The organism is Oleiphilus sp. HI0067 (assembly GCF_001635735.1).
In genome coordinates this window covers 1-846 of the sequence record NZ_LWFI01000342.1, presented here as the reverse complement: position 1 = coordinate 846, position 846 = coordinate 1, and the positions used below count along the sequence as shown (strand labels likewise).

General features: G+C 39.8%; 1 protein-coding gene. It reads right to left on the bottom strand.

Annotated elements, in window-relative coordinates; genetic code table 11:
- Positions 1-158: 158 nt before the first annotated feature.
- On the bottom strand, positions 159-846 hold a 688-nt coding region (locus tag A3739_RS04165; RefSeq protein ID WP_231877000.1), incomplete at its 5' end, for a lipopolysaccharide biosynthesis protein.

Below are 846 nucleotides of genomic sequence, written 5' to 3'. Positions count from 1 at the left end.
AGCAATTCGATCTATTAGCCGGATATGGCAAAAATGAATACTACAAAGAAAGGTTCGGAGGCAGAATTCAGAACATTTCTACCAAGCAATATTTAAGAAGTAAGTGGGTGAAGTTGATATACCGAATCTACGACAAAAAAAGATCTCTACAAGAAAAGCTATTTAGCAAAAAAACGATTTTTGAGAAAGCTTCGCTCTTGCTCCGATAACCCGCTAAAAAGAAAAGCAACAGCGTAAACCAGCCCACCTACGGAAACCGCACCTACCAACTCCAGATAACTACTAATAGAAACATTCATTTGGTAAATCGAAACACCTAAAATCATTGCCATTAGTGCGGGTAAAACCGGGAGAATAACTCGGCTAAAGTAATGAGTGAACTTGAGTTCTAAACTCGAGAAACCATATTTCATCAGAACAGGCACAAGCACCAACATAGGAATAAGAGAACCAAGCGCAACACCTTCTATACCCCAAATTTGGACCAAAATCAGACTTAATATCAAATTAGAAATAGCCGCAACGGTGTAAACCTTGGCCGAATAACCATGCTTGTTTACAGCAGTAAGATAACGCGTGCTGAAAGGATTTAAAAAAGGAAGTGCGATATATACAACGAGTATCGCAACAATGAGAGGTGCCTTCTCAACATATTCTTGCCCTATCCAAAGACCAATAAAAACAGGACCTAAAAGCACTGCACCCGCACATAAGGGCAACATTAAGGCAACTACATACTTACTATATTGAACAAATGCCTCACGCAGCTCGATTTGCGAGGACTTAACTGCTAAATCGCTAAAGAAAGGCATAAAAGCATGGGTCGTTGTCCAGCCTATATTTCGA